The 25,346-nt window shown below is 64.8% G+C and carries 29 protein-coding genes and 1 tRNA gene; 11 read left to right on the top strand and 19 right to left on the bottom strand.

From position 1 onward, the window contains the following. Positions 1–107 precede the first annotated feature (107 nt). From X265_RS21990 to X265_RS22005, 4 genes are all read right to left on the bottom strand, one after another. Entirely contained in the window at positions 108–833 is a 726-nt protein-coding gene (locus tag X265_RS21990; protein ID WP_128966710.1) for a DnaJ domain-containing protein, read from the bottom strand. Between the two features lie 55 nt (positions 834–888). Continuing rightward, positions 889–1,644 carry a VWA domain-containing protein gene (locus tag X265_RS21995; RefSeq protein ID WP_128966711.1) on the bottom strand — a complete coding sequence of 252 codons (756 nt, stop codon included), beginning with the start codon at positions 1,642–1,644 and terminating at the stop codon, positions 889–891. A 155-nt stretch (positions 1,645–1,799) separates the two neighbouring features. Next, complete coding sequence (locus X265_RS22000) at positions 1,800–2,660, bottom strand: alpha/beta fold hydrolase (RefSeq protein ID WP_128966712.1); 861 nt, start codon at positions 2,658–2,660, stop codon at positions 1,800–1,802. A 342-nt stretch (positions 2,661–3,002) separates the two neighbouring features. Continuing rightward, a complete protein-coding gene (locus X265_RS22005) occupies positions 3,003–3,926 on the bottom strand; it encodes a division plane positioning ATPase MipZ (RefSeq protein ID WP_128966713.1) in 924 nt (307 codons plus the stop codon). 256 nt (positions 3,927–4,182) lie between these two features. Between X265_RS22005 and panC the strand changes: the two genes are divergently transcribed. Further along, positions 4,183–5,034 (top strand): pantoate--beta-alanine ligase, encoded by an 852-nt coding sequence (gene panC, locus X265_RS22010; RefSeq protein WP_128966714.1) that lies wholly within the window; start codon positions 4,183–4,185, stop codon positions 5,032–5,034. Here the strand turns inward: panC and X265_RS22015 are convergent. The 5 genes from X265_RS22015 to X265_RS22035 form a co-directional block, all read right to left on the bottom strand. Continuing rightward, positions 5,031–5,471, bottom strand: coding sequence for a DUF1489 family protein (locus tag X265_RS22015; protein WP_128966715.1), 441 nt, complete (start codon positions 5,469–5,471; stop codon positions 5,031–5,033). The genes panC and X265_RS22015 overlap by 4 nt on opposite strands. Positions 5,472–5,513: 42 nt before the next feature. Next, complete coding sequence (locus X265_RS22020) at positions 5,514–6,494, bottom strand: hypothetical protein (RefSeq protein ID WP_128966716.1); 981 nt, start codon at positions 6,492–6,494, stop codon at positions 5,514–5,516. 156 nt (positions 6,495–6,650) lie between these two features. After that, on the bottom strand, positions 6,651–6,842 hold the full coding sequence (locus X265_RS22025) for a hypothetical protein (RefSeq protein ID WP_128966717.1): 192 nt from the start codon (positions 6,840–6,842) through the stop codon (positions 6,651–6,653). 205 nt (positions 6,843–7,047) lie between these two features. Continuing rightward, positions 7,048–7,416, bottom strand: a complete 369-nt coding sequence (locus X265_RS22030) for a YidB family protein (RefSeq protein ID WP_164938734.1) — start codon at positions 7,414–7,416, stop codon at positions 7,048–7,050. A 71-nt stretch (positions 7,417–7,487) separates the two neighbouring features. Next, positions 7,488–8,150: a glutathione S-transferase family protein gene (locus X265_RS22035; RefSeq protein ID WP_128966719.1), complete on the bottom strand. Its 663-nt coding sequence runs from the start codon at positions 8,148–8,150 to the stop codon at positions 7,488–7,490. A gap of 121 nt (positions 8,151–8,271) precedes the next feature. Here X265_RS22035 and X265_RS22040 point away from each other — a divergent pair, with 121 nt between their 5' ends. Further along, on the top strand, positions 8,272–8,982 hold the full coding sequence (locus X265_RS22040; RefSeq protein ID WP_128966720.1) for a DUF599 domain-containing protein: 711 nt from the start codon (positions 8,272–8,274) through the stop codon (positions 8,980–8,982). Between the two features lie 847 nt (positions 8,983–9,829). On the opposite strand, the gene X265_RS22050 is transcribed toward X265_RS22040, so the two are convergent. The 4 genes from X265_RS22050 to mgtE all read right to left on the bottom strand — a co-directional run bounded on the left by X265_RS22050 (position 9,830) and on the right by mgtE (position 13,599). Further along, on the bottom strand, positions 9,830–10,786 hold the full coding sequence (locus tag X265_RS22050; RefSeq protein WP_128966721.1) for a hypothetical protein: 957 nt from the start codon (positions 10,784–10,786) through the stop codon (positions 9,830–9,832). Positions 10,787–10,835: 49 nt separating this feature from the next. Next, on the bottom strand, positions 10,836–11,654 hold the full coding sequence (locus X265_RS22055) for an aldo/keto reductase (protein WP_128966722.1): 819 nt from the start codon (positions 11,652–11,654) through the stop codon (positions 10,836–10,838). A gap of 142 nt (positions 11,655–11,796) precedes the next feature. Next, positions 11,797–12,108: a helix-turn-helix domain-containing protein gene (locus tag X265_RS22060; protein ID WP_128966723.1), complete on the bottom strand. Its 312-nt coding sequence runs from the start codon at positions 12,106–12,108 to the stop codon at positions 11,797–11,799. 69 nt (positions 12,109–12,177) lie between these two features. Next, the gene (gene mgtE / locus X265_RS22065; protein WP_128966724.1) at positions 12,178–13,599 is read right to left on the bottom strand and encodes a magnesium transporter; all 1,422 of its coding nucleotides are present in this window, start codon (positions 13,597–13,599) and stop codon (positions 12,178–12,180) included. 83 nt (positions 13,600–13,682) lie between these two features. Between mgtE and X265_RS22070 the strand changes: the two genes are divergently transcribed. After that, positions 13,683–14,489 (top strand): polysaccharide deacetylase family protein, encoded by an 807-nt coding sequence (locus X265_RS22070; RefSeq protein WP_128966725.1) that lies wholly within the window; start codon positions 13,683–13,685, stop codon positions 14,487–14,489. Positions 14,490–14,669: 180 nt separating this feature from the next. Further along, the gene (locus X265_RS22075) at positions 14,670–15,920 is read left to right on the top strand and encodes a polysaccharide deacetylase family protein (protein ID WP_128966726.1); all 1,251 of its coding nucleotides are present in this window, start codon (positions 14,670–14,672) and stop codon (positions 15,918–15,920) included. 10 nt (positions 15,921–15,930) lie between these two features. Here X265_RS22075 and X265_RS22080 read toward each other — a convergent pair whose 3' ends face one another. Continuing rightward, complete coding sequence (locus tag X265_RS22080; protein ID WP_128966727.1) at positions 15,931–16,305, bottom strand: hypothetical protein; 375 nt, start codon at positions 16,303–16,305, stop codon at positions 15,931–15,933. 239 nt (positions 16,306–16,544) lie between these two features. Between X265_RS22080 and X265_RS40670 the strand changes: the two genes are divergently transcribed. From X265_RS40670 to X265_RS22095, 3 genes are all read left to right on the top strand, one after another. After that, on the top strand, positions 16,545–16,802 hold the full coding sequence (locus X265_RS40670; protein WP_164939034.1) for a hypothetical protein: 258 nt from the start codon (positions 16,545–16,547) through the stop codon (positions 16,800–16,802). Between the two features lie 158 nt (positions 16,803–16,960). Beyond that, the gene (locus tag X265_RS22090) at positions 16,961–17,590 is read left to right on the top strand and encodes a DUF1326 domain-containing protein (protein WP_128966728.1); all 630 of its coding nucleotides are present in this window, start codon (positions 16,961–16,963) and stop codon (positions 17,588–17,590) included. A gap of 50 nt (positions 17,591–17,640) precedes the next feature. After that, positions 17,641–18,462 (top strand): DUF2182 domain-containing protein, encoded by an 822-nt coding sequence (locus tag X265_RS22095; protein ID WP_128966729.1) that lies wholly within the window; start codon positions 17,641–17,643, stop codon positions 18,460–18,462. Between the two features lie 84 nt (positions 18,463–18,546). On the opposite strand, the gene X265_RS22100 is transcribed toward X265_RS22095, so the two are convergent. Continuing rightward, positions 18,547–18,631: transfer RNA gene (locus X265_RS22100), tRNA-Leu, on the bottom strand. A 176-nt stretch (positions 18,632–18,807) separates the two neighbouring features. Then, positions 18,808–19,050, bottom strand: coding sequence for a FliM/FliN family flagellar motor switch protein (locus tag X265_RS22105; RefSeq protein WP_011088012.1), 243 nt, complete (start codon positions 19,048–19,050; stop codon positions 18,808–18,810). A 112-nt stretch (positions 19,051–19,162) separates the two neighbouring features. On the opposite strand from X265_RS22105, the gene lipB reads away from it, so the two are divergent. Both lipB and X265_RS22115 read left to right on the top strand, forming a co-directional pair. Then, complete coding sequence (gene lipB, locus X265_RS22110) at positions 19,163–19,900, top strand: lipoyl(octanoyl) transferase LipB (protein WP_128966730.1); 738 nt, start codon at positions 19,163–19,165, stop codon at positions 19,898–19,900. A 201-nt stretch (positions 19,901–20,101) separates the two neighbouring features. Next, positions 20,102–20,815: a DNA helicase gene (locus tag X265_RS22115; RefSeq protein WP_128966731.1), complete on the top strand. Its 714-nt coding sequence runs from the start codon at positions 20,102–20,104 to the stop codon at positions 20,813–20,815. A 44-nt stretch (positions 20,816–20,859) separates the two neighbouring features. Here X265_RS22115 and X265_RS22120 read toward each other — a convergent pair whose 3' ends face one another. After that, positions 20,860–21,282 carry a tautomerase family protein gene (locus tag X265_RS22120; RefSeq protein WP_128966732.1) on the bottom strand — a complete coding sequence of 141 codons (423 nt, stop codon included), beginning with the start codon at positions 21,280–21,282 and terminating at the stop codon, positions 20,860–20,862. A 113-nt stretch (positions 21,283–21,395) separates the two neighbouring features. On the opposite strand from X265_RS22120, the gene X265_RS22125 reads away from it, so the two are divergent. Both X265_RS22125 and X265_RS22130 read left to right on the top strand, forming a co-directional pair. After that, on the top strand, positions 21,396–22,268 hold the full coding sequence (locus X265_RS22125; protein ID WP_128966733.1) for a LysR family transcriptional regulator: 873 nt from the start codon (positions 21,396–21,398) through the stop codon (positions 22,266–22,268). A gap of 301 nt (positions 22,269–22,569) precedes the next feature. Further along, positions 22,570–24,090 (top strand): PAS domain-containing sensor histidine kinase, encoded by a 1,521-nt coding sequence (locus X265_RS22130; RefSeq protein WP_128966734.1) that lies wholly within the window; start codon positions 22,570–22,572, stop codon positions 24,088–24,090. 61 nt (positions 24,091–24,151) lie between these two features. Here X265_RS22130 and X265_RS22135 read toward each other — a convergent pair whose 3' ends face one another. Both X265_RS22135 and X265_RS22140 read right to left on the bottom strand, forming a co-directional pair. Then, positions 24,152–24,451, bottom strand: a complete 300-nt coding sequence (locus X265_RS22135; protein WP_128966735.1) for an acylphosphatase — start codon at positions 24,449–24,451, stop codon at positions 24,152–24,154. Next, entirely contained in the window at positions 24,448–25,314 is an 867-nt protein-coding gene (locus X265_RS22140) for an isocitrate lyase/PEP mutase family protein (protein WP_128966736.1), read from the bottom strand. The genes X265_RS22135 and X265_RS22140 overlap by 4 nt, the downstream gene beginning before the upstream one ends. Between the last annotated feature and the right edge of the window lie 32 nt (positions 25,315–25,346).

The raw sequence follows: 25,346 nt of genomic DNA on the forward strand, positions 1-25,346 counted from the left end.
GACTTTGCTCAAGGGATCGACCACGCCGACAATGGCGGGCATCGGGCAACAGCAAACAGAGCAAGCGGAGCTTACGCGGTACGGGCGTTTGTGGCGTGGTGCCGGAGTTAGCCGTTATGCGTACGAAGCAGAGTATCCTTGGCCTCGTTTACACGGGCAGCGAGGTACGTCGACCCCCCTTGGTCGGGATGCAGTTTCTTCATGAGGGACTTGTGCGCCCGGCTGATGTCGTCGCGCCCCGCTCCCGGCTGCAAGCCAAGGATCTGATAGGCTTCCTCCGTCGTCATTTTGCCGCTCGCCGCCGTGCGGCGCTGCCCCCCTGCCGCATCGCCCTGCGCGTTCTGACGCCAAGCGGGAAACCGGCGGTCCAGATAGCTTTCAAGTAAGGCCACGCTCTCGGCGTCGAATGCCGGGACCATCGCCAGCAGGCCTGCAAGATCGAACTCGTCGAGATTGCGCCCCGCGTGGGGCCCGGCGACGATCTGGCCCGAGAGCTGGCCGGAGTCGTGATCAAGCCGCATGTCCAGAAACTGCGAGCGCACGCGCGAGCTCTGTCCGGATGGGCGTGTTGCGCCACCGCCGAATAGACCGCCCAAATTGCCGAACCCCGCATTGGCCAGCGGCGTCCAGCCGAGCAGTCCGGCACCGAATATCCCGAGCGGAATCGCGACCGCCAACTCACCCCTCAACCCGGTGAAGGCGGCCACTGCGAGTGCGACCACACCTCCGCCGAGCTTGATAGCGCGCGCCAGCACCGCCGGGTTGGCGGCGCGGAACATCTGGAGCAACAGATAGAGTGTGATAACGGCGACGACGCCGGCGATCAGAGTCATTTCCGGAATATAGCCGCCCTTCCGGCAAATTGCATGGCGCTGGACGGTTGAGCTGCTACTTCATCTGTCCAATCAGCTGCGCCGCACCGCTTGCCGTCTTCGCCAGCCTCAGCAGCGCCTCACGGCCCCCGGCAGCATAGGCTGCGGCGGCCCGCAACAGATCGCGCAGTTGCGCCGCCGCGCCTGGATCGAACCGGCACCAGGCGCCCCCGGTCAGACGCGCGATCTCCCGAAACGTCTGCTCGGCGCGCACATCATGGCCCTCCTGGAACAGGAACACCGGCACTTTCAACATGCCGAGCTCGCCGGCCTTGGCACAGAGCGCGTCGACCTTCTCCTCCATGGCGTCGCCAACGAAGACCACGGCACGCACGCCCGATTCGACCGCCTCGCGCCGCGCGTCGGTCAGCACCCTGCCGATCTGGGTGTCGCCGCCACGGCAATCGATCTTGCTCATCAGCGCCGCGAGCTTGCCACTGTCGGAAATCCACCCGGTGGCACGGCATTCGTTGTAGCCGCGGTAGTAGACAAGCCTGATATCGAGACTTCCGAGCGCCGCAGCCTCGCGAAACATGTCGGCCTGAAGCGCACAGGCCATGTCCCAGGTCGGTTGCCGGCTCATCGTCGCATCCAGCGCAAAGATCAAGCGGCCCTTCGCGCCGGGTGCATGCGGCGACAGCGCACGCGCCTTGGCGACGAAGGCCGCGACGTCCGCCGAACTCGACGTCTTTGCCTGCGGCAACGTGGCGTCGCTTTCGGTCCTCGCCGACACAGCATCATGATCGCGCGGTTTGATGGGATCGCCGGGCATCTGAGGTCACACTTGGGCTCGCGCTCCCAATGTGGATAGCGTGCCCTTCCCGGTCAATGCACAAAGCCTCCGCGGGCGGCAGCCGGCGGAGGCTTTTGAAGTTTCCAACTATGGCCGAATGGGTCAGCGCTTTTTCGGAGCAGCTCTTCTTCGGATCAACTTTTCGCGGGCGCCATCAGGGCGACTGGACCGGGCTCCAGGATTTTGGGCGGAGCCGAAGTGGTGTCGACCGGCGCGATGGCGCTGTCGGTGTCGCTGAGGAATTTATCGAGCATGCCCTGGATCGAATTCTTGGCGTCGTCCGGACCGGTGTCGCGCATGTCGTTGTGCTGGAAGTCCGTCTTCACGACCTGAATACCGGCCTTCTCGCATTCCTCGTCGGTGGGGATCACGCCCGGATCGGTCTTGAACTGCGGATCATGAGAACGGAACGACAGGATCTTGAACTTGCCGGCGGTCACGAACGGCACGCGGAGATTATCCAGCGTCACGACTTTCTTGACCTCGTCCGGATACTGCTTGGCGAAATACATCGTGATGTCGCCGCCCATTGAGTGGCCGACCATCGTCACCCGGCTGTAATCCGCGTTGGGCTGAACCTTCCTCATTTCCTGCATTGCAAGATGAATGTTGGCGACACCGCGCAGGATCTGCGGCAGGCGGCCGACATAAAGCTCCCCGGGCTTGGTCACCATGGGCGGATCGGTGGGCAGATCGTGCTGCGGGCTGACCACGAGATAGCCCCGCGCTGCAAAGACGTTGGCCAGGAAGCCGTACTCGGTGTTCTTGACGGTATTGCCGTGGTTGATAACGGCGACCGGCAGGGTAATCATGCCGGCATTGGCCTGCATTTCCTTGTCGCGACGAACCGCGATGTCGACAGGCACGGGACGATTATCGCGTGAAGCGTCGTAGAAGGTGATGGTCTCGTGCTTGATGGCCCACTTGCTCGCCGTGAAATAAGCGACACCGCAGAGGGCTCCGACAGAAACCAGAACGGCAATTCCACGCTTCATTTTCGTCCTCAGCCTCAGGTCTTTCGACCGACCTGATCCCTGTTGAAAATCGTGTTGTTCGAGGAGCTCTTCGGCTCCTTCGCGCCTATTCCCTAATATATGTCACAGGCGCGTGACAGGAAGGCTAAATATTGTGATCCGGCAGCCCTTTCGTTGTGCGGCGCACACGTTTCGTGAGCACCCTGTTCTGATACCGCCACGTTCGGATGCAGACCACCATCCGACGCAACCCGCCGCTTCCGGGTTCAATTTCGCGGTGATGTCCGGTGAAAACGACTTCGGGTGCGCCCGGTTCCGGCGGGAACCGGCTGCCATGAACGACCAGAAGTAGCGACGTACCGCCTATGCGCCGAGGATGTCGTGGACCTCGAGAGGCTTATCCACCTGGTTGAACCATTCGGCGCGATTTGCCGCACGGCGCCGTCCGCGTTCATCGAGCGGCAGCTTCAGCTGGCGAAGCAGGCTCGTGACCTCTTCGCGTGCAGTGAGATGGCCGAGATTGGGCCGCATCCCGAGCGTCGCCTCGTCGATCTCGTCCAGCGCCGTCAGGCCCCGCGGGAAGAACTCGCGATAGACGACGCGTTCGGCGAAGCCGTCGACGTAGCGGAAGCCGAGCCGGAGCGACAGATCCTTCAACCCCTCGGCGGCGAGCTGCTTGTTGCGGGAGCCGAGCATCGACAGGCGGTTGCGGACGACGATCCAATCGGTGGTCGAGCCGTCGAGCTGGCGGCGCTTCCGCCTGACGTCGCGCACCATCTCCGCGTAATGGCTCTCACCCGTCACGGCATAGTTGGCGGGATCGACGGTGCCGAGCACGTCGAAATCGAGGAAGCTATCGTTGATCGGCGTGACCAGTGTGTCGGCCATCGAATGGGCGAGCCGCATCAGGTAGCTGTCGGTGCCCGGGGTATCGATCACGATGAAGTCGAAGCTGCTCTCGACCGCCGAGACCGCCTCCATGAATTGCTGGAACTCGGAATTCTCATTTTCGGCGATCTGCATGGTCTCGCCGAGCTTGATGCAGCGATGCGCCGGTAATTCGAGGTCGAGCTTGGTGCGGCGGGCCCAGGCGGATCGGTTGTTGATATAGCGGGTGAAGCTTTGCTGGCGGCAGTCGAGATCGATGGTGGCGACGCGCTGGCCGGCCTTCAGGAGCGCAACCGCGATATGCAGAGCGGTGGTGGATTTGCCGGAGCCGCCCTTCTCATTGCCGAGTACGACGACGTGCGCCGAGCCGGATTGGCTTTGGCTGGCCTGCACAAGCATGGCGATCCTCAACACCCCTGAACAATATCTTCGAGTTGGCCGCGTCTTCGGTCAAGTGAAATGCGTGACAGGATGACGAAATCAGAATGCACAGGTCATCATTATGAATCGTGTCGCGACGTCGCGCCTGTCATCCAGCTCACAACGGCGCGACATAATCGCTGCGGACGATTCTGTGCCTGATGTCGATGCTTGGCGTCCACGACCGCCGCTTGTTAAGGTTAGCCGTCCGCGCCCCCAACCTTGCCGAGTCCTGATGTCACCAAGCCCCTTGATCACCCGCACGGTGCCTGCCTTGCGACGCGCCGTCGACGATCTTCGCAAACGAAAGGCCACGATCGCGCTGGTTCCGACCATGGGGGCGCTCCATGACGGCCATGTGTCGCTGGTGCGCCTCGCCAAGCGGCGCGCGAGTCGCGTCGTGGTCTCGATCTTCGTCAACCCGACCCAGTTCGCACCGTCAGAGGATTTCGGCGCCTATCCCCGGACCTGGAAGTCCGACATCGCCAAGCTCGCGGCAGAGGACGTCGACATCGTCTGGCATCCCCGCGTCGAAGCGATGTATCCGGAAGGCTTCGCGACGCGGATCGTCCCGGAAGGGCCGGCCCTGGCCGGCCTCGAGGACCGCTTCCGGCCGCACTTCTTCGGCGGTGTCGCAACCGTCGTGGGCAAGCTGTTCACGCAATGCCGGCCCGATGTCGCGATCTTCGGCGAGAAGGACTTCCAGCAGCTTCGCGTGGTGACGCAGATGGCGCGCGATCTCGATCTCGGCGTCAAGGTGATCGGCTCCCGCACCGTGCGCGAGCGCGACGGGCTCGCGATGTCCTCGCGGAACGTCTACCTCTCGGCCGAGGAGCGCCAGACAGCCACCACCCTCTACCGCGCCATGAAGGACAGCGCTCGCCGGATCCAGGCCGGCGAAGCCATCGCAGGCGCGATGGCGCGCGGCGCCGAGATCATCAAGGCGGCCGGCTTTGCGCTCGACTATTTCGAGGCGCGCCATGCCGCGACGCTGGCGCCGGTCACCTCGCGCGAGGACGGCCCGCTGCGAATCCTGGTTGCGGCCAAGCTCGGCGGCACACGGCTGATCGACAATATCGCGGTTTAGAGCAGCCCGAGATCGCGCAGCTCGCGCCGCATCGGCTCCGGCATCGCCGCGATGGTGCCTGCCGCCGACCTGCCGAGATCGGGCGGCACGGAATCGTCGGTGAGATAGCGCCAGCCCTGGAACGGGCGCATCGGCCGCGGCGACACCGAGATGACCTTCGGCTGCATCACGATGCGGCAGCGACCGATGCCGTCCTTGTCGCGGAACGGCTCGATGCCAATGATCTTTTCGCGCGCGGCGATCTCACCCTTGATGACCCAATAGAGCGATCCGCCCGCCAGAATCTCGGCGTCGCGCTTGGGCACCATACGGGTGACGTGGACGTGGTGTTGCGGCAGGCCTTTTTTCTTGGCCGTCTGCATCCGTTCGGCGATCCACCCCTTCAATTCCTTGACGGAGTCGCAGCCGACGGCGAGCTTGATCAGATGGAGTGGCATGGCCCAGCATTAGCGGGCCATGCGCAGCTTTTCAAAGCCGAACTAGTCGTTATCCGCAGCCGCGGGAGCCGAGGCCGGCGGCGGCGGAGCCAGCGGAACCGGGGCGGCGGGCGCGGCACGTGCAGCCTTCGGCGCGGGAGGCTTCTTGGCAGCAGGAGCTGCCGAGGTCGCAGCGGTAGCACGTGGCGCCGGCGCTGCGGCCGCATTGGCGGCGGGCGCCTGGCGCGTAGCCGCTGTCGGTGGCTCCGGATTCATGATGCTCACCGGCGGGGTCGACGCGGCGCTCGGAAACTCGGCATTGGTCGGCTTGCCCGTAGGCGTCGATGGCGGCAGCACGGCGATCGGGTTGGCGGGCAGCGCTCCCGGCATTGCCGCGGGCGTATTCCAGGTCGGCGCATAGCGCGCGACCAACTGATCATAGAGATGAGAATCCATGTTGGCAGCGACCTGCTGCTGATCCGTCAGCGAACGGAACGCGGCGCAATCGAACTGAGTGCAGCCATCGCGCGCAACCAGCACCTGGGCCACGAGGCCATAGCGGTCACGCTCCAGCGCCTTGCGCAGCACCTTGGTGTCGAGCGTCAAATTCTTGTCGGCGGTTGCAGCGTCGCCGAGCGCAGTCAGCCGGTCTATCCGCGCGGCGGTGTAGGCGACAGCGGCGGCGGCGGCATCGGGCGCGCCGAACAGCGCCTTCTCACAACCAACCGCCACGGCATCGCCTGCGAGATCATCGAGGCAGGCCAGCGCCGGTAAGGTCGCAGTGACCGTGGCCTGGGTGCGGGCTTCCACGGTCGAGGTTTCGGGCGCCGCAGGCCCGTAGATTCGCATGGTCGCAGCCACGGCGATGCCGATCGAGAGCAGCGTAATGACGGTCAGCGCGCCGTTGGCGACCGATTTTTCGGCACGCGCGAGCGTGATCAGCAGGATCAATCCGAAGAAGCCGGCAGCCGCCAGCGTCATCCACATCGGAAAGGCCGGAGAGCGCCAGATTTGGTCGAGCGACGAGGCCCATGCCCAGTTCATGCGCGACGTCCCCTCACGCGAGCAAAGAGCTGATGGTCAAGCGAGCACCGCGAACCGGCAACTGCCCCCGGCCCACCTTGTCGAGGTGAAGCGGGCCTTTTGACGGCGGGCCGAGCAAATTCGTCCGCGATGTCAGTGGGTATTGCCGTCAGCGCATTACGAGAGCGCGAGCTGGCTTTCCTTGGCGACCCGCTCGAAGGCTTCGGTCGAGCTCTTGATCCGGTACTGGTAGTCGTCGCCTTCCGTCGGCAGCAGGCGAATAACCTCGTATGAGCCACTCGCAGCCGGACGCGCGACGTTGCTGGCCGTGAACAATACGCGCGTTCCCACGGGGAATTTATGCTTCAACGCCCATCTCCATCACTCAAACAGCGCCGGTTGTGCCCAGAGTCCCCACTGCGACGACCGGCTGAAACCCGGCGTGATCTATAGCACGCGATGCGGCGTTTTGGCCAGCGGTATGCGGGCATGGCAAATGCGCCAATCCCGCAACGTTCTCAGGAGGATAGGTGGGAAACCGGGGGTCCTGTGATACCGCCGGAGCCGCCGGGCCTCAGGCGCCGTGAGGTAGGTGGCCATTCGGACTCGCCTGATCGACGGCCTTTGGCAGCTCCTGGGCGAGGATCTCACCGAGCTGGTCGACCGGGATATTGTAGCGCGCGGCGAGCTGACGGACGGTGTCGTTGCCGAGCACGGCGCGGAGCTGGTCGGCCGAGATCGGCAGGTTCTGGCCGTTGCCGAGCCATGACTTGACCTGGTTGCCAAAGCCAGCCTGCTCGAGCTTGGCGACGATCGCGCCCAGGCCGCCCTGGTTGTTGTTGCCCATCACCTCGCTCAGCACTGCCGGCAGGACGGCGGCGCCGAGCTGGCCGAGCGCGCTGCGCAGTGCGGGGTTGTTCTCCAGCGAGTCCAGAATTCCCATGGCCGTCCCCTCTTCTGAGCCGTATCCGTTTCGATTGAGCGCCGCGAGCCGGCACGCCGTCAAGCGGCGCCTCACACGTTCTCGAACTTTTCGATGACAAGCGTTTCGGCGAGCCCATCGCGGGTCCACTCCTGGAACGCCGGCATCGCCATCATCGTGTCCATATAGGCCTGGTTCTCCGGCGTGACCTCGATCGCATAGGTGCGGAAACGATGGACGACGGGAGCATACATCGCGTCCGCCGCGCCGAAGCGGCCGAACAGAAACGGCCCGCCGGCGCCGTAGCGAGTCCGGCACGTGCGCCAGATCTCCTGCACGCGCGCGACGTTGGCCTTGGCGTCCGCCGACAGCGTTACGGGACGCACCGGGCGGTGCAGGTTCATGCCGCACTCGCTGCGCAGGGCCATGAAACCCGAATGCATCTCGGCGCAGACCGAACGGGCAAACGCGCGCGCGGCGAGGTCGTCGGGCCACAGCTTCTTCTCCGGATAGCGCTCGGCGATGTACTCGATGATGGCAAGCGAATCCCACACCGTGATATCGCCGTCGACGAGCACCGGCACCTTGCCGGCGCGGCTGAAGGACAGGATCCGCTCCTTGTCGGCGGGATCGTCGGTGTAGAGCGGGATCATGGTCTCGACGAACGGGATGTCGTTGGCGCGGAGCGCAAGCCAGGGCCGCATCGACCAGGACGAGTAGTTCTTGTTGCCGATCGCGAGCTTGAGCGCTGCCATGTCACCGATCCTTCCGGAGGTCTGTTGGATGCGCTGCTTTTAACGCCATCGCCTGCCCCCAATCAATCGTTGCTGCTACCAGCCATGCGTGGCAATCGTGGCGGCTCGCAAGGAGACGGACATGAGCAGGCACTGGGTCGACATCACCGCCGTCGGCTTCTTCATCATCGAATGGCTGGCCTATGCCGTCACGCTCGAGCATTCCGCCTATGGCCGCGACAGCCTGTCAGCGCGGATGAACAGGTATCGCGAGGTCTGGGTCCGTCGCCTGCTCGACCGCGAGACTCGCATGGTGGACATGCAGATCATGGCTTCGCTGCAGAACGGCACCGCCTTCTTCGCCTCCACCAGCCTGTTCGCGCTCGGCGGCGCACTGGCGCTGCTGCATGCGACCAACGACGCCATCACCATTCTGGCAAAGCTGCCGATCGACCTCAGCCCCTCGCCGGCGCTGTGGGAGCTGAAATGCGTCGGGCTCGTGCTGATCTGCGTCTATGCCTTCTTCAAGTTCGCCTGGGCCTATCGCCTGTTCAACTATGTCGCCATCCTGTTCGGGGGCATGCCGCCTTCCTCGATGCGCGACACGCCGGAGGCCGAGGCCCATGTGATCCGCACCTCGCGCGTGTTCGAATCCGCCGGCCGCCATTTCAACCGCGGCCAGCGCGCCTTCTTCTTCGCGCTCGGCTATCTCGGCTGGTTCGTCAGCCCCTGGGTGCTGTTCGTGACCACGGCCGCCGTGGTGATCGTGACCTGGCGGCGTCAATTCGCGTCCAGTGCCTGGGCGGCGATGGCGCCGATTGATGGCGGTGGCGCGACGACGCACGGTCATTGAGCCCCGCTCCTCCCACATCGTTGGAGTGAGGGGCTGCGGTTCTCCACATGACACTGTCATCCCCCGCGAAGGCGGGGAATCCAGTACGCCGCGGCCTCTCGGTTCGATCACGGCCGTCTCGGAGTACTGAATCGCCCGGTCAAGCCGGGCGATGACAGCGAGCTTGTAGACGCAGACACGCCTTCGCGCCCTCGCGGCGCATTTCGCCCGAGCTTTGCTTGATCTTTCCGCCCTCTGATCCAAGAGGGCGCAGGGAAGACCGGGTGCTGACCTCGCACCCGCGGTCTGCTGCGCGAAGATGTAGCGCAAAAAGACCGCACAGCAGCATACAGGTGGTGCCAATCACTCGGCCTTCCCTGCGCGATGGTTTGACGGCTTATGCCGCGCTCTCCCGGGAGCCGATTTCCCTCTGGCCTCCCTCGCCTCGCGAATTGGCGATGCAGTTAACCCGGTTGGGCGCTCCACACCTCCGCGACAGCTTGACCGTAGCTACGACGGCCAGGACCACACGGTTTTGCCGTACGCGCATTCGCCGGCCACAGGGTCTTGCAGCAGTGTGCACACGCGCTGCAGGAATGTTGGCGCAACGAACTGAACAGCCTCGTTCGTCCCCACGCAGGTTTCGGGCTCACAGGGACTACCCGCCCTGCCCGCACCCCATCGTGCCGACGCTGCCGCGTCCACCGCATCCCCGGCTCGCGAACGTGACGATGGACGATCGCCCCTCAAGACCAAGCCGGGATGGGCGACACATACGTCATTTCCGAATTTCGGTAAAGCGGAATATATTTGCGCAAGCGGATTGACAGCCTCCGCGGTGTTTTGCCCGTCGGGCACTCTGCGGCGACTACGACCCGAAATCCTGCGGCGTGAACGTCAGGTCCATCACCTTCCATTCCGCGTATTTGTCGACGGGCAGCATCTTGTAGGGCTGGCAGGCCTGCATCGCGCTCATCGCGGATTTCACGATAGCCACGCCCTTCGCGGACGGAGGGGCCTCGATCAGGATCGGCGGCCGCGCCAACGTGCCGTCGGTGGCGAGCAGCGCACGCAGTTTGATGCGCACGGCGTCGGTCGACGCCACGCCCGCCGGCAGTTTCGAGCAGTTCCTCAGGTGACGGCGAAGCTCGGCGATGACCTCAGGCGGCAGCTTGGCCGCGATGGAATCCTTGGCATCGCCGCCGTCATCCTTGGGCGCGTCTTTCGGCGCGGGCGGCAATTCGGGCGGCAGGCCGAGCATGACGCCGTACTTGACGGTAACGTCGGGCTCCGGTGCCTGATAGGCCGGGGGTGAAGCCTGCGGCTGCGGCATCGCCGTAGGTGGCTGCTGCGCCGCCTGAGGCTGAGGTGGCAGCTGCTGCGGCGGCACCTGCGATGGAAACGGCTGCGGCTGCGGCTGCGCTTGGGGTTGCTGAGATTGCGGCTGTGCGTTGGCCTCTTGCTGCTTTGCCGCCTGTGGCTGTTTCTGTTGCGGTTCGTGCGAGGCCTGCTTCTGCTGCGGCGGCGCCTTCTCACCGGCCGGCGCAGGCTTCGGCGCCGCATCCGGCTTGTCGGTGAGATCCAGCTTGGGCAGCCTCAGGTCGGGAAGCTGCTCCGGCGGCTTCTCTTTCTCCTCGGCCTTCTCTTCTGCCTTGGCCTCCTCCTGCTTCACCTGCTCCGGCGTGACGATATCGACGGTCACGGTCTCGGGCGGCAGGGAATGAAACGGATGGACCTCGCTGATCACGATGATCAGCGCCACCAGCGTCAGATGTGCAATCGCCGACGCCGCAATGTCCGTCCGTATGATCTTCCGCAGTTCCATCGCCCGATCTTGGGTTGCCGGCCTGCTCCTAGCATACCGCAGGCTCCCCTCAATCCCATTTCGGCGCGAAACCGAAGTCGGTCAGGCGGCCCTTGGGGCTGGCCAGCGCGGAGATCGCCCCCATCTCGTCATCCGAGAGCTCGAAATCGAAGATCTCGATGTTTTCCGACAGGCGCTCGACCCGTGAGGTCCTGGGAATCGCCGACACATTCTGCTGCACCAGCCAGCGCAGGCAGATTTGCGCCGGCGTCTTATGATGGGCGTGACCGATTTCCAGGAGCGTCTGGTCGGACTTGATGCGGCCCTTGGCGATCGGGCTGTAGGCAACCAGCGCCATCCCGTGCTGGTCGCAGGCCGCCCTCACCTTCGCCTGATCCAGGTAGGGGTGATATTCGACCTGGTTGCAGACCAGCGGCTCGCTCGACAGGGCGGCGGCCTGCTCGATCAGCGCCACCGTGAAATTGGAGACGCCGATGTGCCGCGTCAGGCCCATGCGCTTGGCATGCGCCAGCGCACCCAGCGTCTCCTCCAGCGGCACGTGCGGATTGGGCCAGTGCAGCAGCACGAGGTCGACGGCGGGAAGCCGCAAGCGCGCCAGACTTTCCTTGACCGACCGCTCGAGATCGTGGGGCGCGAAATGGTTAGTCCAGACTTTCGTGGTGAGGAAGACGTCATCGCGGCGGACGCCGGAGGCGCGCAGGCCATCGCCGACATCGCGCTCATTGTCATAGACCTGGGCGGTATCGATGTGACGATAGCCGAGCCGCAGCGCCTGCTCGACCACGCGCGCGCAGCTCCGGCCGCTCAGCTCCCAGGTCCCCAGCCCGATCGCCGGGATTTTTGCGCCATTGGCCTCGACGAACAGCATGAGGAATCCTCTCTGTTGCGGCAGTCCCCAGACTCGTCAGTGGCGTCATTATGGACCCGGTCCGCCAGAGTGCAACGGACGACATCGGCCCCGGGTGAGGATCTTGGGCCGCAACGTCAACGGGAGGTATCAGGCCTTGACGTCAGGCCTTGGCCAGCGCCTGAAACACCGTGTCGGGTGCATGCGCGATCACAGCCAGCAGGGCCCGGGCGGGTCCGCGCGGGGCGCGCTTGCCCTGCTCCCAGTTGCGGATGGTCTCGACGGGCACGCCGAGCTTGGCGGCAAACTCCATCTGGGTGAGGCAGGCACGCCGGCGCAAATCGCGCACCGCGAGCGAACCAGCCTCTGCCGGTGGACTCTCAACCGCAGGCGGGACCGGCTGGACGGGAAACTCTTGCCCGTCCCGCAATTCAACGACCCGTCCGTCCGCCTTCAGCCGCAACCGCATGCTCATTCCCCCAAGCACGGGCGATGATGCGGCAGGTCGCTTAAGGTCGGATTAAAGTAGCCCGGGACACGCCACCTACTTCAACCCGAACCACAGCGTCGCGATGCCGAGGAAAGAAAAGAAGCCGACGACGTCGGTCACTGTCGTCACGAATGTACCGGAAGCCACGGCCGGGTCGGCCCTGACGCGCTCGAGCGCCATCGGGATCAGGATGCCGCCGAGCGCGCCAGCGATGAGGTTGCAGATCATCGCAAGGCCGATGACGAGGCCGAGGCCCGGGATCTTGAACCAGGCCACCGCCGCGATGCCCGTGATCACGGCAAAGGCGACGCCGTTGATGAGGCCGACCAACGTTTCGCGGATGATCACGCGCCAAGCATTGGAGGAGCCGAGCTCGCGGGTGGCAAGTGCGCGCACCGCGACAGTCATGGTCTGCGTCGCGGCATTGCCGCCCTGGCTCGCCACGATCGGCGCCAGCACGGCAAGCGCCACCATCTGTTCGAGCTGGCCTTCGAACAGGCCGAGCACGGAGGACGCGAGGAAGGCGGTGGCGAGATTGATCAGCAGCCAGTTGAAGCGGCCGCGTGCAATGGTCAGAAACGTGTCCGACAGCTCTTCGTCGCTGGTGACACCGCCGAGCGCCTTGAGGTCCTCGTCCGCCTCTTCCTCGATGACGTCGACCACGTCGTCGACGGTGATGACGCCGACGAGGCGGTCCTGGGTGTCGAGCACGGGGGCCGCGACGAGATTGTACTTGCCGAACATGCGCGCAACCTCCTCCTGGTCTTCCAGGACGGAGACGCGGCGGCGATCCTCATCGGTCAGCTCGGTGAGCGGCACCGGGCGGCGCGCGCGCAGGATCACGTCGAGCGGAATCGCGCCCTGCCAGTGCTGGTCCTTGTCGACGACATAGATCTCGTAGAAGCGGTCCGGCAGGTCGGGCGTATCGCGCATGTAGTCGATCGCCTGACCGACCGTGAAATCCTGCGGCACGGCGATGAACTCGGTCTGCATGCGCCGGCCGGCTGAGTTTTCCGGATACAGCAGGCTTCGCTCGAGCGCGACGCGCTCCTTGAGCGGCAGCTTCTCGAGGATCTCCTCCTGCTCGTCCTCGTCGAGGGTCTCCAGCAGCTCGACCGCGTCGTCGGATTCGAGCTCGCGGACACCCTCGGCGACCGTCTCGGGCGGCAGCTCGTCGAGGATCTCCTCGCGCACGCTCTCGTCGACCTCGTTCAGCGCGGAGAAGTCGAAGTCGGTGCCGGTCAGCTCGACCAGCCGGACGCGGTTATCGGGCGCCAGCGCCGCAATGAGATCACCGAGGTCGGCCTCGTGCAGCTCGGCGACGCAGGCGCGCAGCGCGGCGCTGTCCGCAGCCTCGATCGCATGGGCGACTTCCTCGACGAATTCGTGCCTGATTTGGCCGTCTTCATTGCGCATCGGCACGTGGTCGAGTACCGAGGCCTCAGCGGCGTGAGCACCGTCCATATGTTCATCCATGGTGCGCCTCGCCGTCTGACAGGTTGGAACGAGTGGTCTGGGCCGATGGTTCAGGCAATACCCACAAGGCAATCGCGAGCGCAATGGCAAAGATGCATCGACCGAAATGGACTTCGATCACGATGGGCCTGGCTCTCGCCTGCCTCGGCACGATCGGCTCTGTCGCGGCCGCGGACTGCCCGCGCAAGGATGCGCTCGGCACCTCGCGCGTCCTGAGCGTCGATGCCAGGACCACGCCGCGCGTCGGATTGAAGAGCTTTCCGCAGACGCTGCCGCTCGCCGATCACGAGGTCGTGCTGACCTTCGACGACGGTCCGTATCCGCCGACGACGTCGAAGGTGCTGGCGGCATTGGCGCAGGAATGCGTTCGCGCGACCTTCTTCATGATCGGCCAGCACGCCGCCGAACACCCTGATATGGTCAAGCGCATTGCGCGCGAGGGCCACACCATCGGTCACCACACCTTCTCACATCCGTTCATGGCGAGGATCCCGGCCGGCAAGGCGAGCAGCGAAATCGACCGCGGCATCGCCGCCGACGAGATGGCGCTGCACGGGGTCTCGACCACGACACCGTCGACCCCGTTCTTCCGCTTCCCCTATTTCGAAGCGACGCCGGCCGAGCTCGACCTGCTCCAGTCGCGCGGCATCGTCGTGTTCGGCGCCGATCTGTGGGCCAGCGACTGGAACGAGATGACGCCGGAGCAGGAGTTGAAGCTGATCACCGAGCGCGTGGCTGCCGCCAGCAAGGGCATCATCCTGTTCCACGATCCCAAGGCGCGCACGGCCGCCATGATGCCGGCCTTCCTGCGATACCTCAAAGAGAACGGCTTTCACGTGGTTCACGTGGTCCCGGCAGGCACGGCGCGGAACAATGCCGACGCGCATTGATGCCGGAATGTCACGCCTGACCAAAATGGGGTGATCTGAGGCCTATTAACACTCTGTTCATGCTACGCCATGCAAGGATTGAGGGGAGGCTGAGGCTGGAACGGTCGTTGCGCCTGAACCGTTTCCCGATGTCACCGACCTAATTGTGGCGACAGTCGCAGATGAGGACTTACAGGGTTCATGACCGGCAGTAGTGCTGTGATCCGGACGCGATCGTGGACCGTCCTGCTTCTGGGGATGTTGACCGCGGCGTCGCCGGCCGCCTTCGCAGCCGACTGCCCCGGTCATCCTGATGCGCTCGGCACGTCCCGCACCCTCGTCGTCGACCCGCGCGAGCATCCGCGCATCGGCACCATGCAGTATCGCGAGACGCTGCCGCTGAAAGACCACGAGGTGGTCCTCACCTTCGACGACGGTCCGCTGCCGAAATACTCCAATCAGGTGCTTGAGATCCTCGCGAGCGAGTGCATCAAGGCGACCTTCTTCACCATCGGCAGCCAGGCCAAGGCGAATCCGGAAGGCGTCCGCAAGCTGGTGGCGGCGGGCCACACCGTCGGCACGCACAGCATGACCCATCCGCTGACGATGAACAGGATGCCGATCGACAAGGCTGAGGCCGAGATCAACGGCGGCATCGAGTGGACCTCGGCGGCAATGACGGACCCATCCAAGCTGGCGCCGGTCTTCCGCATTCCCGGCCTTATGCGCGCTGACGGCGTCGAGGACTATTTGATCTCGCGCGGCATCCAGGTCTGGAGCGCCGACTTCCCGGCGGACGACTGGCGGCACGTCTCGCCCGATCGCGTCTACCAGCTCGCGATCCAGCGGCTGGAGGCCAAGGGCAAGGGCATTCTGCTGCTGCACGACATCCAGGCCCGCACCGTGGCTGCGCTGCCGAAGATCATCCGCGAGCTGAAGGCGCGCGGCTATCACATCGTGCATGTGGTGCCCGCGACGCCCGACCGGCCGGCGACGCCGACCACGCCGGTCGAGTGGCTGCTGCATCCGCCGACGGAGACGACGCCGATCGCACGCTGGCCGGTCGTGCCGCATTTCGTCTTCACGCAGACCGCGACCTTGCCGGCGCCCGACCTCGCCGATCTCAACGCCCAGACCGCTCGCCAGCCACAATTGCTGCCGCACAAAACTATGGCACAGGCCGATATCGCGGCCACCCTGCCCGCGCCCGGTCGCGATCTCTTCGCAATCCCGGAGGGCTCGGTCGAAGTGCTGCTGTCGACCACCTTGTCGCGCCGGGCGGCGACGCGGCTCGCGATGGCGGCCGAGGCGCCGCATGCCGGCAAGGGAAAGGCTAGCAGGATGCAGGCGCGCCGGACGCCTGCCCACGCAGCGCCGGCGCACGCAGCTCAGGTCAAGAGCGCGGCGCCCCGCCCGACCCGCCTTGCCACCAGCGTGAAGAAACGCGCCTGAACAGAAGCCGTTACTGCCGCATGATGGCGGCGACGCAGAGCAGCACGATCAGCGCGAGGAAGAACAGGTCCATATAGGACTTGAGCTCGCCGTCGCGGCGCAGCCGGGCGACGTCCATCACGATCTGCTTGCGCGCGATGGTCCCGCCCGAGCCGTCATTGATCGGCGCCTGAAGCCGCTTGGTCTCGGCTTCGAGCTTCTCGATCTTCTGGAAGAAGTAGAACGCCCGCAGCGTCGAGGCCGCGCGCATGCCGGCATAGATCAGCACCAGGATCGCGAGGACCGCCCGGTTCTGGTACTTCTCCATGAAGTTCAGGCTGAAATAGACCAGCGCCATGAATGCGAAATTGGTCAGGAAACGGTAGACGAAGCTTAGAAAGACCATGCTGGCTCCAGCCGGATGAGGTCGCGCGAGGCCCGTCTACGCCAACTTTGTTTCAGCAAAGATACGATCGCCCGCTCGCCGCCGCCTTTTAGCCACGCGCCGCCATAATGCAAGCGAGAGCGCGAAGCGCCCTAGTCCAGCCGCCACTCCGCCCATTGCTGCTCGATGGAGATTCGATGGAAGCTACGGTAGACTGCTGCCACCGCTACCGGCGAAGTCTTGCGGATTGGGGTCTGCCGATGCCGAAGAAGGGAATCACGGGGCACGACGACTGGGTTCTGACCGAGGCGCTCGCGACGGCCCTGGTCGCGCTCGAGCAGCTCGAGGCCAAGCACCAGCCGACCGCACATATGGACGACATCCGCAAGATGCTGTCGAACGGCAAGGAGCCGGCGGCGGTGAGCCTGCATCTGGCCCAGGCCAAATGCCGCCTGTTTCCCGAGCTCGATCCGCTCGAGATCTATCGGGAATATGGGATCGGCGAGGAATACGGCTGAGAGGCGCGCTCGGGCGGAATGGTCAAAAAGGTTCGGCTGCATTTCCACCCGATCGGTGCTTTTTCCCGGCTTGCGGGACTTCGCTGCCCGGCGTAGCTTTCAACGACACGCAGCTCGTTCGAGAAAAATCTATCGAATTGACCTGGCGGGAGAGAGCGATGGCAGATGTTCCATGGCAGCTTTCCGGTGACTATTTCGAAAACTGCAGTTGCGACATCGTGTGTCCCTGCCTCGTGTCGGCGGCTTCCCCGCTGACATCGCGACCGACCGAGGGCTTCTGCAACGTCCCCTTGATCTTCCACGTCGAAAGCGGTCGCTATGGCGAGATCGCGCTGGATGGACTCAATGTCCTGGTCATCCTCCACGCACCCGGAGTGATGGCCGACGGAGATTGGTCGGTGGCCGCCTATATCGATCAGCGCGCCGACGATCGGCAGACCGAGGCGCTCGCAGCGATCTTTACCGGCGCCGCCGGTGGTCCGATGGCCGCGTTCGCACCGCTGATCAGCAAGAATCTGGGCGTACGCAAGGTCCCGATCACGTTCCGTATCGACGGCAAGACCCGATCCGCGGAGATCCCGGGTATTTTGCATATGTCCGTTGATCCGTTGCCGACGATGCATCCGAGCGGCGAAATGTGGGCCAACATCGGTCATCCCGTGAGCCCCGACAAGATGGTGATGGCGGTCGGCGCCGCCGGCAACACGTTCAGCGATCACGGCATGCATTGGGATAATTCCGGCAGGAACGGCCTCTATGCGCCGATCCGCTGGTCGAACCAGACTTGATGCAGCTTCCGACACCGGCCCTGCGAGGAGGCCGGCAACGTCCATCGCAAATGACAGACAGCGCCCTGGAAACCGTGCTGCGCCGCGACCGCTGGGTCGTCAGCGGCGCCATCGGCATCATTGTCGCGCTGGCCTGGAGCTATGTGCTCTGGCTCGCCAACGACATGGACATGGGCGGCATGGACATGACCGGCTTCCGGATGATCCCGGCCGGGATCGGAATCATGATGCCGGCGAGCGAGCCGTGGCGAGCGATCGAGTTCGCCTATGTGTTCGTGATGTGGGCGGTGATGATGGTCGGAATGATGGCGCCCTCGGCAGCGCCCATGATTTTGATGTACGCCCGCGTCGGCCGACGGGGCAAGGCGCAGGGCAAGCCGTTCGCCGCGACCGGGTGGTTTGCGGCCGGCTATCTCCTCGCCTGGAGCGGCTTCTCGCTGGCAGCCACCTTGCTCCAATGGATGACCGAGCGGGCAGCCCTCCTGGATTCCCGGATGGTGATGGTGAGCAACCTGCTCGGCGCAATCGTGCTGATCGCGGCGGGAATCTATCAATGGACACCGCTCAAGGAGGTCTGCCTCGCCCAATGTCAGTCGCCGTTCACGTTCCTGATGCGCCACGGCGGCTTTCGCGACAGCCCACGAGGCTGCCTGCTGCTGGGGTTGCGGCACGGCGGCTATTGTGTGGGCTGCTGCTGGGCTTTGATGGCGCTTCTGTTCGTGGGCGGGGTAATGAACGTGCTTTGGATTGCGCTCCTGGCGCTGCTCGTTCTCTTGGAGAAACTCATCCCGGTGGGACGATGGATCGCGCGCGCCGCCGGCCTTGCATGCGTGGCCGCGGGCGCCTGGCTGCTGCTGGTCTTACCGCAGTGATGAGCGACCGCTCAGCAATTGCCCCGAAGCACGGATAGTCCGCGAGCACTCCATGAGCCATTTCAATATTCTATGAGAGAATATTGGTGCGCTCGGAGGGACTCGAACCCCCACGGTGTTACCCACTGCCACCTCAAGGCAGCGCGTCTACCAGTTCCGCCACGAGCGCTAGGAGATACCGGCCTGAGGTCTTGAGGCTGGCCGGATCAGCGGCCGCCGATCTAACAAATCCATCAGGGGGATACAAGCCTGCAAAGGCCCTGAATTCCACAAGCTTGACAGGAAAGTCTCACCCGCCCGGATCGGCCCTATCAGGTGGGCGGGCGCTACCGCGTCCCCGGGGCGCTACCGCGTCCCCGGCGTCCTGGGCAGCATCTGCTTGACCTCGACCGCGATCCGGTTGCGGTCGACGAGCACGACGCCCGAGGCTACCGGCAGATTGTTGGCCAGGACCTTGACCTCGTCAGCCTCGGTTGCATCCAGCTCGATGATGGCGCCGCGGGAAAGACGTAATACTTGGTGGATCGGCATGGTGGTCGTCCCGAGCACGACCATGAGATCCACGGTGACTTTATCGAGTGTGGGCACTGTCAGACCGCCGCAACTGGAGACTTAAGACCTTTGAGACTTAAGACCTGGAACTCAACGCCAAAGGACTTGGCATTTGCGCCTGCGATCATCACCACGTTATGGTTAGCCAATGGTTAATCCGCCTCGAAACTCCCGCCAACAGCTCGATTTGACATCGTTTTCCGCCGCCGGCGGCGAGCCCGTCGAGTGGCGAATCTCCAACGCGCCGGTGCCCTATCCGCAAGCGGTGGCCGAGATGGAAGCGCGGGTCGCGGCGATCGCGGCGGGCGAGGCCCCCGAGCTGGTTTGGCTGCTCGAGCACCCCCCGCTCTACACCTCCGGGACGTCAGGCAAGGAGACCGACCTGCTCGACGCCCGCTTCCCGACGTTCGCAACCGGGCGCGGCGGACAGCTCACCTATCATGGCCCCGGCCAGCGGGTGGCCTACATCATGCTCGACCTCAAGCGCCGCCGGCCGGACGTACGGGCCTATGTCGCGAGCCTGGAGGAGCTGATCCTGAAGACGCTCGCCGCCTTCAACATCCGCGGCGAGCGGCGCGAGGACCGGGTCGGCGTCTGGGTGAAGCGGCCCGACAAGGGCGATGGGCACGAGGACAAGATCGCGGCGATCGGCGTGCGGCTGAAGCGCTGGGTCTCGTTCCACGGCATCGCGATCAATGTCGAGCCGGAGCTGTCGCATTTCGCCGGTATCGTGCCTTGCGGCGTCGCCGATCCCCGCTACGGCGTCACCTCGCTGGTCGATCTCGGCCAGCTCGTGACGATGGAAGATGTCGACGTCGCGCTCCGGCAGGCGTTTGAAGACCTGTTCGGACCGACCCGCGCACTGCTGCCGGAAGCGGCCGCCTGACACTTATTCTGTTCGAGCCTGGCGAGGCATCTTCACCGCTGGTCGCGGAATCAGCTACGCTTGCCTCCGGTGCCGCCCACGCCTCCCCCCTCCGCCGGGAAAGCAGACCTCATGCCGGGCGACTAGACCATCGGACCGACTGTTCGAGCACTGAGCATAAGGAGGGATTGCGCTTTCTGCTCGCATCAGGAGGTTCTGACGATGAAACTGTCTGCGCCGATCTATCATCTGAAGCGGAAAGCAAAACGCCTGTCCCGCGAGGAAGGCATCCCGCTTCACGATGCGCTCGACCGCATCGCCACGACGGAAGGCTTTTCCGCCTGGAGCATGCTTGCGGCGAAGGCCGCGGCATTGACGCCCGCCAACAAGCTGTTTCCGCAGTTCAGGCCCGGCGACCTGGTGCTGGTCGGCGCGCGTCCCGGCCAAGGCAAGACCTTGATGAGCCTCGAACTCGCGGTGGAGGCGATGAAGTCAGGCCATCGCGCGGCCTTCTTCTCGCTCGACTACACCGAGAAGGACGTGCTGGACCGCCTGCGTGCGATCGGCGCCCAGCCTGCGCAATTCGACGAGCTCTTCGAGGTCGATTGCTCCGATGCCATCAGCGCCGACTACATCGTCAAGCAGATGGCAACAGCGCCGCGCGGCACGGTCGTCGTGATCGACTATCTGCAACTGCTCGACCAGAGGCGGGAGAACCCCGATCTGACCGTGCAGGTGTGCGCGCTGAAATCCTTCGCACGCGACAACGGGCTGATCATCGTCTTCATCTCGCAGATCGACCGGTCCTATGATCCCGCGACCAAGCCCTGCCCCGAGCTCAGCGATGTCAGACTGCCGAACCCGCTGGACCTGAAGCTGTTCGACAAGACATGCTTCATGAATGATTCAGAAGTCCAGTTCCGGGTCGCAAGCTGACAAACGAGCCGCGGGTGAGATCACTCACCCGCGGCTCAAAAGCCTCACGCTGCCTTCAGCGACACGTCGAGCTTGCCGGCGATATAACGGCGTTCCTGGCTCAAGCCGCCAAAGCCGTAGGCATCGCCCCTGACCTCGTCGACGTGCAGATAGGTCTCAGGGTGCAGCGAGCCCAAAATCTCGGCCATGCGCTTGAACATTGCGGCGAGATAGGCCGCCTTCTCATCCTTGGTGTTGGTGCCTTCGGTGACGTGGATGTCGATCCAGTAGCTGGCGAGCTTCTGCTCGGCGAGCGACTTGCCGCCGGCGAACCAGTCCCCAGCATCGACCGACTTCACGATGATCGCGGTGACGTTGGGGTCCTTGTGCAGAATCCCGGCCGTCAGCTCGGACACGGCGCTGGCGATATCCGCCTTTAGCGACGGCGACTGGCGGGACGAGGTGTAGGCTACGGTGATCAGGGGCATGGTCGTTCTCCTCAAATGCCGCGGCCGGGTCGACGCGGCGTTGGTGAGAAGCTAGACCGTCCCTCTGTATTTTGGTATCTTATCAGGATTGATACCAGTGATAACAGATTGTAATGACAGCGACACTCGACATCGCGACGGTCCAGGCCTTCCTGCTGGTTGCCGACCTGCAGAGCTTCACCCGTGCCGCAGAGGCGCTCGGCACGACGCAGGCCGCGGTCAGCCTCAAGCTGCAACGACTGGAAACGTTGCTGACAAAGCGCCTCGTCGAACGCTCGCCGCGCGCGGTCCGGCTCACCGCCGATGGCGCGGCGTTCCTCGATCGCGCCCGCGCGCTGATGACCGCGCATGACCTCGCGCTCTCCGGCGATGCACCGACTGCACGGTCGCTCTCGCTCGGTATCTCCGATCACGCCGCAGGCCCTGAACTGGTGCCGCTGCTCGAACGCCTGCACGCCACGTCGTCAAACCTCACGCTTGCCGTCACCATCGGCTTCTCGCGCGAGATGCAGGATGCCTATGACGCGGGCGAGCTCGATGCGGTGATCGTACGTCAGGAAGGCAGTCGTCGCGGCGGCGAGAAGCTGACGGAGGACGAATTCGGCTGGTTCGCGTCAAGACGCTTCACGCTGCCGAAGGGCGAGCCACTGCCGCTCGCGACCCTCGCTCCGCCCTGCGGCGTCCGGGCAGTTGCCGTGCGCGCACTCGACAAGGCCGGCCTCGCCTGGCGCGAACGGTTTGTTGGCGGCGGTGTCACGGCGGTGGTCGCCGCCGCACTCGCCGGCCTCGCTGTCGCGCCTCTGGCGCGGCGGATCGCGCCTCCCGGACTGGTCGATATCGGGACCGCGCACGAATTGCCCAAACTCGGCAGCTCGAAAGTGATGCTGCACTCGAAAGTGAGCGATCCCGCCAAGCTCGCGGCCCTGCGCGCGGTGGCGGCGACGTTTAGAAGTGCGACCGATACACGCCTTGGCGGCAAGCATTAGGCTGCCTCGCCCGCGGGGTGCCCACAACCGGCGTTGCGTTTCTCCACGTACCGACAACTCCCAAACACGAGCCGATGTCGCACGCGCAGCGAGCGCATGCGGGCCGCGGCTTCCCAGAAGTCCGCCTCGGCCAGGTGTCGGCCTCGGCCGGACGTTGGCCCAGGCGATGCCCTCCGGGTCAGCGCCGCCCCCGGCCCCCCGCCTCCTGCATACCGTCCGGTCCATTTGCCCAAAAACGTCCCAGAGAAGCGGAACCAAACGCAGCCTCGCGCGTTTGCTCCCGTTGCAGGCGGGGTCTGGAATGATCAAAAAGTTCAATCAACAGAGAGACTTGTTCGAAAGCGAACGGAGTTTCCGGCTGTTGGTGGAGGGAGTCGCGGACTACGCCCTCTACATGCTCGACCCGAACGGCATCATCACGAGCTGGAATATCGGCGGCGAGCGGATCAAAGGCTATTCGCCCCAGGAGATCCTCGGCCAGCATTTCTCGCGCTTTTACACCGAGACCGACCGCGCCAACGGCAAGCCTGCCCGTGCGCTCGGCATCGCGCGGGACCAGGGCCGCTACGAGGAGGAAGGCTGGCGTGTCCGCAAGGACGGCACCTTCTTCTGGGCCAGCGTCGTGATCGACCCGATCTACGAGGGCGGCACCCTCGTCGGCTTTGCCAAGATCACTCGCGACATCACCGAGCGCCGCAACACTCAGCTCAAGCTCGAGGCGATGCAGAGACAGCTTGCCGAGTCGCAGAAGTTCGATGCGCTCGGCCAGCTCACTGGCGGCGTCGCGCACGATTTCAACAATTTGCTGATGATCATCAGCGGCAGCCTTCATGTCCTGAAGAGGGGCGACTCCGAGGATTCGAGATTGCAGCGCGCGATCTCGGCGATCGAGACCGCCACCAAGCGCGGCGCCGCGCTGACGGGCCAGCTCCTGACCTTCGCGCGCCGGCAGAGCGTCAATCCGCAACCGATCCAATTCGGCGATCGCATCGAGGCGATCCGGGAGGTGCTTCACGCCGGCGTCGGCAGCGCTGTCCGCCTCGCCTTCGAGATCGAGCGGGAAATCTGGCCGATCAAGGCCGATGTCTCGGAGTTCGAGACGGCACTGCTCAACCTCGTCATCAACGCGCGCGACGCGATGCCGGATGGCGGCACCGTGACGATCGGCGCGCACAACATCGTCCTGAACGATCCGCTGCATAGCGGCGAATTCGTCGCCATCACTGTCGCCGATACCGGCTTCGGCATCCCCTCCGACGTCGTCGACAAGATCTTCGAACCGTTCTTCACGACCAAGCCGGTCGGAAAAGGCACCGGTCTCGGCCTGTCGCAGGTGCACGGCTTTGCGCATCAGGCCGGCGGCACGGTCAGGGTTGCAAGCGAGCTCGGCAAGGGCACGACTTTCACCATCCTGCTGCCGCGTGAAACCGCGACCGCACCGAGCGAGACGTCCGGGACGGCGCCCCTGCGCGGCAGCGGCACGGTTCTGCTGGTCGAGGACAATCCCGACGTCGCTCTGGTCAGCACCGGGCTTCTGGAGCAGCTCGGCTACAGCGTACGCCGCGTCGCCGATGCCGAAGCCGCCTTGCATGAGGTCGAGCAGAACAGCATCGACTTCGTGTTCTCCGATATCGTGATGCCCGGCAAGATGGACGGGCTCAGCCTCGCCCATCGCCTCCGCCAGATCCGCCCCGGCCTGCCAGTCCTGCTCGCCACCGGCTACAGCGACGTCGCAGCCGGCGTGCGCGGCGATTTCCCGATCCTGCGCAAGCCGTACGAGATCCACGAGCTGAGCGAAGCGATTGCGAAGCTGCCGAGGTGAGTTTTTCTGCATCTCTCCCGAAGGGAGAGGTAAGCGTCGGCGCGAGCGCCGATCGTTCCCGTCACACCGTCGGCAACACCGAGAAGGTCTCCCCTGCCCTGCGCAGGTTCAGTTCGTCGACACTGGCGGTTTCACTGGTGACGCTATCGACATGCGAGGACGGCGGGCCGTGGCGGCATAGCGCGACCATGTCGGCGACGAGTTTCGGCGTGCCAGCGAACAGCGCCTCGACACTGCCGTCGCGGCGGTTGCGGACCCAGCCTTCGAGCCCGCTCGTGCTCGCCGTGTGCTCGACCCAGGCGCGATAGCCGACACCCTGGACACGGCCGCGGATCATGACCTGGAGAATGGCCCGGCTCATTTCTTCAGCCCGAGAAAAGCGGCGCTGCGCGCCTTGATATCGGCTTCGCGCATGATGCGGCCGGTCAGCTCGGACGATGCGAGGGCTTTGAGGTTTTTCGGCGGCGTGCCCTCGCGCAACGCGCTCTGGACCTCGTAGATGGCCTGCGTCGCCGCAGCGATCGGCGCGTGGCCCTGGAGCGCGATGCGTACGCGCTGGCTGGCGAGATAGTCGATCGCGTTCAATTCGTCGGGCGCGTCGCCAAGCACGATCGGCAGACGCGTGGCGGACGCGATCGCCTCGAGTTCGGCGCACGACTTGATCCCGGTGAAGAACAGCGCATCGACACCGGTCGCTTCATAGGCGCTGGCGCGCTCGATCGCATCCTCGATCGAGGTGATCGAGGCCGCGCCGGTCCGGCCCATGATGACGAGCGAGGCATCGCCGCGCGCATCGAGGGCGCCCTTCATCTTGCCGACGCCCTCCTCCAGCGAGATCAACTGCGCCTTCGCCTCGCCGAAAGCTGCAGGAAGAAGCGTGTCCTCGATGGTGAGGCCGGCAGCGCCCGCGGTCTCCAGCTCCTGCACCGTGCGGCGCACGTTGAGCGCGTTGCCATAGCCGTGATCGGCATCGACCAGCACCGGCAGGCTCGCGGCGCGCGACATCCGCCGCATCTGCTCGGCAAGCTCCGTGAGCGTGATCAGGGTGACGTCGGGATCGCCGAGCACCGCGAGCGAGGCCACCGAGCCGCCGAACATGCCGAGCGGAAAGCCGAGATCCTCGGCAATACGGATCGAGATTGCGTCGTAGACCGAGCCCGGATGGACGCAAGCCGAGGCCGACAGGATGTGGCGCAATTTCTCGCGGCGGGAACGAAAGGTCATGGTGCCCTCACCTGTTGCGACGCAGCCGCAAC

This window comes from Bradyrhizobium guangdongense (assembly GCF_004114975.1).
GTDB lineage: Bacteria > Pseudomonadota > Alphaproteobacteria > Rhizobiales > Xanthobacteraceae > Bradyrhizobium > Bradyrhizobium guangdongense.

What these genes read in the sequence shown, in the direction of transcription:
- X265_RS21990 (WP_128966710.1), bottom strand. Translation starts at nt 833, where the DNA reads ATGACTCTGATCGCCGGCGTCGTCGCCGTTATCACACTCTATCTGTTG.
- X265_RS21995 (WP_128966711.1), bottom strand. Translation starts at nt 1,644, where the DNA reads ATGCCCGGCGATCCCATCAAACCGCGCGATCATGATGCTGTGTCGGCG.
- X265_RS22000 (WP_128966712.1), bottom strand. Translation starts at nt 2,660, where the DNA reads ATGAAGCGTGGAATTGCCGTTCTGGTTTCTGTCGGAGCCCTCTGCGGT.
- X265_RS22005 (WP_128966713.1), bottom strand. Translation starts at nt 3,926, where the DNA reads ATGCTTGTGCAGGCCAGCCAAAGCCAATCCGGCTCGGCGCACGTCGTC.
- panC (WP_128966714.1), top strand. Translation starts at nt 4,183, where the DNA reads ATGTCACCAAGCCCCTTGATCACCCGCACGGTGCCTGCCTTGCGACGC.
- X265_RS22015 (WP_128966715.1), bottom strand. Translation starts at nt 5,471, where the DNA reads ATGCCACTCCATCTGATCAAGCTCGCCGTCGGCTGCGACTCCGTCAAG.
- X265_RS22020 (WP_128966716.1), bottom strand. Translation starts at nt 6,494, where the DNA reads ATGAACTGGGCATGGGCCTCGTCGCTCGACCAAATCTGGCGCTCTCCG.
- X265_RS22030 (WP_164938734.1), bottom strand. Translation starts at nt 7,416, where the DNA reads ATGGGAATTCTGGACTCGCTGGAGAACAACCCCGCACTGCGCAGCGCG.
- X265_RS22035 (WP_128966719.1), bottom strand. Translation starts at nt 8,150, where the DNA reads ATGGCAGCGCTCAAGCTCGCGATCGGCAACAAGAACTACTCGTCCTGG.
- X265_RS22040 (WP_128966720.1), top strand. Translation starts at nt 8,272, where the DNA reads ATGAGCAGGCACTGGGTCGACATCACCGCCGTCGGCTTCTTCATCATC.
- X265_RS22050 (WP_128966721.1), bottom strand. Translation starts at nt 10,786, where the DNA reads ATGGAACTGCGGAAGATCATACGGACGGACATTGCGGCGTCGGCGATT.
- X265_RS22055 (WP_128966722.1), bottom strand. Translation starts at nt 11,654, where the DNA reads ATGCTGTTCGTCGAGGCCAATGGCGCAAAAATCCCGGCGATCGGGCTG.
- X265_RS22060 (WP_128966723.1), bottom strand. Translation starts at nt 12,108, where the DNA reads ATGAGCATGCGGTTGCGGCTGAAGGCGGACGGACGGGTCGTTGAATTG.
- mgtE (WP_128966724.1), bottom strand. Translation starts at nt 13,599, where the DNA reads ATGGATGAACATATGGACGGTGCTCACGCCGCTGAGGCCTCGGTACTC.
- X265_RS22070 (WP_128966725.1), top strand. Translation starts at nt 13,683, where the DNA reads ATGGCAAAGATGCATCGACCGAAATGGACTTCGATCACGATGGGCCTG.
- X265_RS22075 (WP_128966726.1), top strand. Translation starts at nt 14,670, where the DNA reads ATGACCGGCAGTAGTGCTGTGATCCGGACGCGATCGTGGACCGTCCTG.
- X265_RS22080 (WP_128966727.1), bottom strand. Translation starts at nt 16,305, where the DNA reads ATGGTCTTTCTAAGCTTCGTCTACCGTTTCCTGACCAATTTCGCATTC.
- X265_RS40670 (WP_164939034.1), top strand. Translation starts at nt 16,545, where the DNA reads ATGCCGAAGAAGGGAATCACGGGGCACGACGACTGGGTTCTGACCGAG.
- X265_RS22090 (WP_128966728.1), top strand. Translation starts at nt 16,961, where the DNA reads ATGGCAGATGTTCCATGGCAGCTTTCCGGTGACTATTTCGAAAACTGC.
- X265_RS22095 (WP_128966729.1), top strand. Translation starts at nt 17,641, where the DNA reads ATGACAGACAGCGCCCTGGAAACCGTGCTGCGCCGCGACCGCTGGGTC.
- lipB (WP_128966730.1), top strand. Translation starts at nt 19,163, where the DNA reads ATGGTTAATCCGCCTCGAAACTCCCGCCAACAGCTCGATTTGACATCG.
- X265_RS22115 (WP_128966731.1), top strand. Translation starts at nt 20,102, where the DNA reads ATGAAACTGTCTGCGCCGATCTATCATCTGAAGCGGAAAGCAAAACGC.
- X265_RS22120 (WP_128966732.1), bottom strand. Translation starts at nt 21,282, where the DNA reads ATGCCCCTGATCACCGTAGCCTACACCTCGTCCCGCCAGTCGCCGTCG.
- X265_RS22125 (WP_128966733.1), top strand. Translation starts at nt 21,396, where the DNA reads ATGACAGCGACACTCGACATCGCGACGGTCCAGGCCTTCCTGCTGGTT.
- X265_RS22130 (WP_128966734.1), top strand. Translation starts at nt 22,570, where the DNA reads ATGATCAAAAAGTTCAATCAACAGAGAGACTTGTTCGAAAGCGAACGG.
- X265_RS22135 (WP_128966735.1), bottom strand. Translation starts at nt 24,451, where the DNA reads ATGAGCCGGGCCATTCTCCAGGTCATGATCCGCGGCCGTGTCCAGGGT.
- X265_RS22140 (WP_128966736.1), bottom strand. Translation starts at nt 25,314, where the DNA reads ATGACCTTTCGTTCCCGCCGCGAGAAATTGCGCCACATCCTGTCGGCC.